The 6,322-nt window shown below is 70.9% G+C and carries 6 protein-coding genes, 1 tRNA gene and 1 pseudogene; 4 read left to right on the top strand and 4 right to left on the bottom strand.

All coding sequences use genetic code 11. From position 1 onward, the window contains the following. A pseudogene (locus DEIPI_RS30215) lies at nt 1–403 on the top strand (hypothetical protein); the annotation flags it as partial. A 15-nt stretch (nt 404–418) separates the two neighbouring features. Here DEIPI_RS30215 and DEIPI_RS0110725 read toward each other — a convergent pair. Beyond that, the gene (locus tag DEIPI_RS0110725; protein ID WP_027481782.1) at nt 419–1,126 is read right to left on the bottom strand and encodes an RraA family protein; all 708 of its coding nucleotides are present in this window, start codon (nt 1,124–1,126) and stop codon (nt 419–421) included. A 217-nt stretch (nt 1,127–1,343) separates the two neighbouring features. Between DEIPI_RS0110725 and DEIPI_RS0110720 the strand changes: the two genes are divergently transcribed. Next, nucleotides 1,344–2,285 (top strand): homocysteine S-methyltransferase family protein, encoded by a 942-nt coding sequence (locus tag DEIPI_RS0110720; RefSeq protein WP_027481781.1) that lies wholly within the window; start codon nt 1,344–1,346, stop codon nt 2,283–2,285. A 151-nt stretch (nt 2,286–2,436) separates the two neighbouring features. On the opposite strand, the gene DEIPI_RS0110715 is transcribed toward DEIPI_RS0110720, so the two are convergent. Continuing rightward, nucleotides 2,437–2,513: transfer RNA gene (locus DEIPI_RS0110715), tRNA-Pro, on the bottom strand. A gap of 86 nt (nt 2,514–2,599) precedes the next feature. Between DEIPI_RS0110715 and DEIPI_RS0110710 the strand changes: the two genes are divergently transcribed. Next, nucleotides 2,600–3,856, top strand: coding sequence for an aminopeptidase (locus tag DEIPI_RS0110710; protein ID WP_027481780.1), 1,257 nt, complete (start codon nt 2,600–2,602; stop codon nt 3,854–3,856). 128 nt (nt 3,857–3,984) lie between these two features. Then, nucleotides 3,985–5,121: a PQQ-dependent sugar dehydrogenase gene (locus DEIPI_RS0110705; protein ID WP_027481779.1), complete on the top strand. Its 1,137-nt coding sequence runs from the start codon at nt 3,985–3,987 to the stop codon at nt 5,119–5,121. 149 nt (nt 5,122–5,270) lie between these two features. On the opposite strand, the gene cutA is transcribed toward DEIPI_RS0110705, so the two are convergent. Both cutA and DEIPI_RS30210 read right to left on the bottom strand, forming a co-directional pair. Further along, on the bottom strand, nt 5,271–5,579 hold the full coding sequence (gene cutA, locus DEIPI_RS0110700; protein WP_027481778.1) for a divalent-cation tolerance protein CutA: 309 nt from the start codon (nt 5,577–5,579) through the stop codon (nt 5,271–5,273). 205 nt (nt 5,580–5,784) lie between these two features. Beyond that, nucleotides 5,785–6,322 (bottom strand): glutamate ligase domain-containing protein (locus tag DEIPI_RS30210; protein ID WP_342667508.1); only part of this gene is annotated, 538 nt, incomplete at its 5' end.

The raw sequence follows: 6,322 nt of genomic DNA, 5'->3' as shown, positions 1-6,322 counted from the left end.
CCACGCGAACCGCACGCTCGACGTGACGCTCCCCGCGCGGACCGCGCGCGTCACCGTCGGCGGCGCCCCGGACCTGCCCCTGCGGGGTCGGGACGCCCTCACCGGAGACGCGCAGACCCTGCTCGGGAACTTCGGCGTGCTCTACACCCTGCGCGTCCGCGGCGCGCGGGGACGCACCCTGGGCTTCTCCACGCGCGGCGGACGCTACCGGGGCCTGCTCGACGTCCGCGACGGCACGCGCGCAGCGACCCGCCTGATCGGCCAGGGCGCCGCCCTCACCGATCCGTCCGTGCTGCCCCTGCTCTGGCGGGCCCGCACGGACACGCTGGACCTGCGCCTCGTTCCGGCCAGCGGATCGAACCTGCCCGCCGCGCTGGTCTTCTACGTGGGCGAACCCCGCTGACCGTCACTCCGAACGTCACTCCTCGATGGCGCCGCCGAGCTCCCGCAGGTGCTGCCGGAAGGTGAAGCCGGGCTCCCGCGCGCGCCGCGCGAGGAACGCCCCGAAGCGGGTCTGCTCCCGCAGGCTCCGGCCCTCCCGCATCCGGGCCGCCTGACGCCGCTCCACGTCCCGGATGGCCTCCGCGGCGTTCGCGACGGCTTCGAGGTCACGTCGCGGCACGAACAGCACGCCGTCGTCGTCCGCGAACACCACGTCCTCCGCGGTGACGCGGAACTCACCGACCTGCGCGAAGGCGAGCGCCCCTTCCTCCTGGGGGTCGAGACGCAGCGGTCCGGTGGGCAGGGCCCCGAGGCTGAACACCGGCAGGCCGATGTCGCGCAGTTCCGCCGTGTCCCGGTGCAGGCCCCAGACGACCATCCCGACGAGTCCGGCGCGCTGGACCTCCAGGGTGACGAGGTCACCCACGCAGGCCTCGTCGAAGCGTCCACCGTTGTCCACGACCAGCACCTCACCGGGCGCGGCCCCCTCGAGCGCCTCGAGGAACACGTCGACGCTGCCGAAGTGCCGGGCGGGCCGCACGGGCCCGGCGACGCGGCCCCCGGGAAGCACGGGACGCAGCGCGCTCGGTCCGCAGCGCACGGGAACGCCGAGGCGCAGGCAGGCGTCGGCCAGATGCGGGGTGGAGAGGACCTGGAATCGGACGGGAAGCGGCTCTACGGTCATGGGACCTCCAACGTGAACGGGTGAGCGTACCGAACGGCTCGGGACGTGGCGTCGTGATCAGTCGGATCGTACCGCGCCCCGACGGGTGAACGTCCACGCCGATCCCACGCGGACGGCCTGACCGGGTGCCGGGCGTCCGAGCAGTCTTCGGCGCATGTTACGCTTGATTCCTCCCTGCATTACGTCGCCCCATCCCTGCCGCCGAATGGAGGACGATATGACCGGACTGCTTCCTCAGCTCACACGCCGCGTGCTGACCGACGGCGGGCTGGAGACCGACCTGCTCTTCAACCGAGGCGTCGAGCTCCCCTCGTTCGCGTCGATCGTCCTCCTCGCCGACGATGCCGGACGCGCGGCGCTCGAAGGGTACTACCGTCCCTACCTGGAGCTCGCACGCCGCCTCGGCACGGGCTTCATCCTGGAGAGCGCCACGTGGCGCGCCAGCCCCGACTGGGCGGCGCCACTCGGTCTCGACCAACCCGGACTCGACCGGCTCAACGTCGCTGCCGTCGAGATGCTTCACCGTCTCCGGGGGGAGTTCGGCAGCACGCAGGACATCGTGGTCAGCGGCTGCGTCGGTCCCCGCGGTGACGGCTACGATCCCGGGCGGATCATGAGCGTCGAGGAGGCGACGGACTACCACGCGCGTCAGGTACGCCTGCTCGCCGACGCGGGCGTCGACATGATCTCGGCGCTCACCATGACCAACGTGAACGAAGCGGCAGGGGTCACGCGTGCGGCGGCGCAGGCGGGGGTACCGGTGGCCGTGTCGTTCACCCTGGAGACCGATGGGCGTCTGCCGACGGGGGACTCGCTGGAAGCCGCCGTCGAAGCCGTCGACGCGATGACCGGCGGGTACCCGGCGTACTTCATGATCAACTGCGCCCACCCGGATCACTTCGCGTCCGTGCTGACGGAGTCGTCCCCCTGGACGAGGCGTGTTCGTGGAGTGCGCGCCAACGCGTCGAGATGCAGTCATGCGGAGCTGGACGTCATGACCGAGCTTGACGCGGGCGATCCGGTCGAACTCGGGCAGCTGTACCGTCGGTTGCTCGAACGACAGCCGCAGTTGACGGTCCTCGGTGGGTGCTGTGGCACGGACCTTCGTCATGTCACGGCGATCGCCGAGGCGTGCCTGGGCCTCCCGAGCAGTGCCTGATCACCGGACGGAACGGCTCGAGGGGGCCGCGGACGTTCAACCTGCGCGAACACCGTGCGGGCCTCGAAGAAGCCTGAAGCTTCCACATCGGGTGGAGCCCCGGGCCTCTGGAATAAAAAGAAAGAAGCCCCTCTAGGAGGGACTTCTCTGCTGGTCGAGGCGGCGAGATTTGAACTCACGACCCCTACCACCCCAAGGTAGTGCGCTACCAGGCTGCGCTACGCCTCGATGCCCAGCAAAGGGGAATATAGCTAAGAACCGGGGTTCGGTCAAGGGGAGCGCAACGAACGCGCGTTTGGAGTATCCTGCCGGACATGACTGGACAACCCACCGAGCAGGACCTGACGTTCGACCAGAAGCTCGCGAACTACGCGGAACTCGCGGTGCGCGTGGGTGCGGGACTGCGCGCGGGCCAGCGCCTCCTGGTGCAGTCGCCGGTGGAGTGCGCGCCGCTCGCGCGGGCCATCGTGCGAGCGGCGTACGCGGCGGGAGCGAGCTTCGCGGACGTCCGCTGGGACGACGACGACGTGCGCCTCGCGCGCTTCTCCCTCGCGCCGGAGGGCTCCTTCGAGGAGATCAGCCGCTGGCGCGTGGACGCCGAGATCGAGACGGCCGAGGCGGGCGGCGCGGTCATCAGCATCCGAGCGGAGAACCCGGACCTGCTCGCGAACGTGGACGGGCAGCGCGTCGCGACGCACCAGCGGACGCTCGCGGCGTACCGCAAGCCGTACACGCAGAAGGTCATGACGAACGCGCTGAACTGGAACCTCGTGTCGGCGCCCGTGACGGACTGGGCGCGGCGCATGTTCCCCGAGTCGGACGCGCAGATGGCGGTGCGGCAGCAGTGGGACGCGATCTTCGCCGCGACCCGCGCGGACCGTCCCGACCCGGTCGGCGCCTGGAAGGAGCACCTCGCGGGCCTGCACCACCGCAAGGCGCTCCTCACGGAGAAGCAGTACCACGCCCTGCACTTCCATAGCGCCGAGACGGACCTGACGGTCGGTCTCGCGGAGGATCACGTGTGGGGCGGCGGCGCCGCCCTGACCCCGAGCGGCATCGAGTTCACCGCGAACATCCCCACCGAGGAGGTGTGGACCGCGCCGCACCGCGAGCGTGTGGACGGCGTGGTCGTCAGCACGAAGCCGCTGTCGTACAACGGCGTGCTGCTCGACGGCATCCGCATCCGCTTCGAGGGGGGCCGCATCGTGGAGGCCACCGCCCGCAGCGGTCAGGACGTCCTCGATCGGCTCGTCTCGACGGACGAGGGCAGCCGCCGTCTCGGTGAGGTGGCGCTCGTGCCGCACTCCTCGCCGATCTCACGTTCGGGGCTGTTCTTCTACAACACCCTGTACGACGAGAACGCCGCGAGCCACATCGCGATCGGCAGCGCGTACCGCTTCAACGTGAAGGGCGGCACGGAGATGACCACGGAGCAGTTCGCGGTGAAGGGCGGCAACGACAGCCTCATCCACGTGGACTGGATGATCGGCAGCGCCGACATGGACGTGGACGGCGTGTACGCGGACGGTCGCCGCGAGCCCGTCATGCGTGCGGGCGAGTTCGTGATCTGAACGAGCGCGTGAACACGAGGGGACGCCCAGCTGGGCGTCCCCTCGTTCCGTGTCGGCGCACCCCGTCTTCATCGGACGCGGGGGCGTCCACCTCGGGCTTCCTCACCTTCGCGGGCGATGATGGGGCCATGCGCAACGTCCGAGCTCTCCTGGGGGCGGCCCTCGCCCTGTCGGCCCTGCTGACCATCCCGGTGGTCGCGCAGAACAACCAGAACGGCAACGTCCGCCTCACCCGAGTCGTGACGGGCCTGGAGCGGCCCGTCACCGTCACGAACGCCGGGGACGGCAGCGGCCGGCTCTTCGTGGTGGAGCAGGGCGGCCGCGTGCGCGTCGTGAAGGACGGACGGCTCCAGCCGGGCGCGTTCCTCGACCTGAGCGGCCTCACCCGCGCGGGCGGCGAGCGGGGCCTGCTGGGCCTCGCGTTCGACCCGAAATTCAGGCAGAACGGACGGCTGTTCGTGAACTACACGGACCGGGACGGGAACACCGTCATCGCGCGCTACACGGCGAAAGGCGACGCGGCCGACCCGCGCAGCGCCACGGTGCTGCTGCGCGCCGAGCAGCCCTACGCGAACCACAACGGCGGTCAGCTCGCCTTCGGCCCGGACGGCTACCTCTACGTGGGCCTCGGGGACGGCGGCAGCGGCGGCGACCCGCAGAACAACGGGCAGAACCTCGGCACGTTCCTCGGGAAGGTCCTGCGGGTCGACGTGAGCGGCGAGAAGTACGCCGTGCCGCGCGACAACCCCTTCGTGAACCGCGAGGGCGCGCGGCCCGAGATCTGGGCGTACGGGCTGCGCAACCCGTGGCGCTTCAGCTTCGACCGCCGCACGGGCGACCTGCTCATCGCGGACGTCGGGCAGAACCGCTTCGAGGAGGTCAACTTCCAGCCGAAGGCCAGCAGGGGCGGCGAGAACTACGGCTGGCGCCTCAAGGAAGGTGACGAGTGCTTCGACCCGTCCTCGAACTGCGCGCGCGGCACCCTCGTGGACCCCGTCGTCACGTACGGACGCTCGGAAGGTCAGTCCATCACGGGCGGGTACGTGTACCGCGGCAAGGCCCTGCCGGACCTCGTGGGCCGCTACGTGTACGGCGACTTCGCCAGCGGACGCGTCTGGGCGGCGTCACGCGCCTCCAACGGCCGCTGGACGACGCGGGAGCTGCTCGACACGAACGATCAGATCTCCACCTTCGGGGAGGACGAGGCGGGTGAGCTGTACGTCGCGGACTACGGCAGCGGGACGCTGCTGCGCTTCGGGAAGTGAAGGCGGGCAGGGGCCGTCCGCATTGGGCTGCGTACGCCCCGGGGCTCATGCATTGGGCGGTGACGCGTCTCTCCACTCATCAGCTGCCGTCGTACGCTCGGGGGCGGCCCCTCGCTTTTGCACCGGCCGTCAGCGCGTCTCTCCACTCATCAGCGTACGCTGTCCTGCAGCCATGACAGGTACGACGGCAGGGTCCGCGTGGTGGGCAGCGCGATGATCTCGGGCACGTCGTAGGGGTGCAGTTCGGTGACGCGCCGTTCGAGGGCGTCGTACTGGTCCTCCTCGGTCTTGATGACGAGGAGCGCCTCGGCGTCCACGACGACGTCACCCTGCCAGCGGTACACGGTCGTCATCTGCGGGACGATGTTCACGCACGCCGCGAGCCGCTCCTCGACGAGGACGCGGGCGAGGTCGGTGGCGCGGTCGGGTGGGAGGGTGACGAGGATGACGAGAGGCATACCAATAAGATACAGAGACGCGCCAATGGACGAGGCATGAGCCCCGGGCCGTCCCGGGGCGTACGACGCTCAAGATACAGAGACGCGTGACGCCGGACACCCGGACGCCCGGACCGCTCCGGGCGGCGAAGACCAAAGGCTGGACGGCCACTCCCATGCCTACAGAGACGCGTGACGCCGCACACCCGGACGCCCGGACCGCTCCCTACTCTTCTTCCCGTGGGGCGAGCAGTCGGGGGCGGAGGCGTCCGACGAGGTGGAGGCTGCCGGTGACGAGCAGGAGGCCGCCCTCGGGCGTGAGGTCGAGGGCGAGCCGCAGGGCCTCGTCGGGGTCGGGGGCGGCGGCGCCCTTCCAGTCGCGGGCGAGGGCGTGGGGGTCGGCGGCCAGTTCACCGGGGGTGGTGTAGACGGCGGCGCGCGCGATCCCGCGGAGGTGGGCGAGCATGTCCGTGACGGCCTTGCGGCCGAAGGCGCCGAAGAGGAGGGTGTCGGCGTGGCCGACGGCGTGGCCGACGGCGTGGGCGAGGGCGTGGGCGGCGTGGGCGTTGTGGGCGCCGTCGAGGAGGACGTCGCGTCCGCGCACGCGGAAGCGTTCGAGCCGTCCGGGGTGCGTGGCGTTCAGGGCGGCGTCGAGGGCCCGTGGGGACGCGCCGAGGACGCGGAGCGCGGCGAGGGCGAGGCGGGCGTTGTCGTGCTGGTGTTCGCCTTCCAAGCGGGGGGGGCGGGGGAGCTCGAAGAGGTCG

Source organism: Deinococcus pimensis DSM 21231 (assembly GCF_000519345.1).
GTDB classification, from domain to species: Bacteria; Deinococcota; Deinococci; order Deinococcales; family Deinococcaceae; genus Deinococcus_A; species Deinococcus_A pimensis.
The sequence above is the reverse complement of the archived record's forward strand: the minus strand, read 5'-3'. Positions and strand labels throughout refer to the sequence as shown.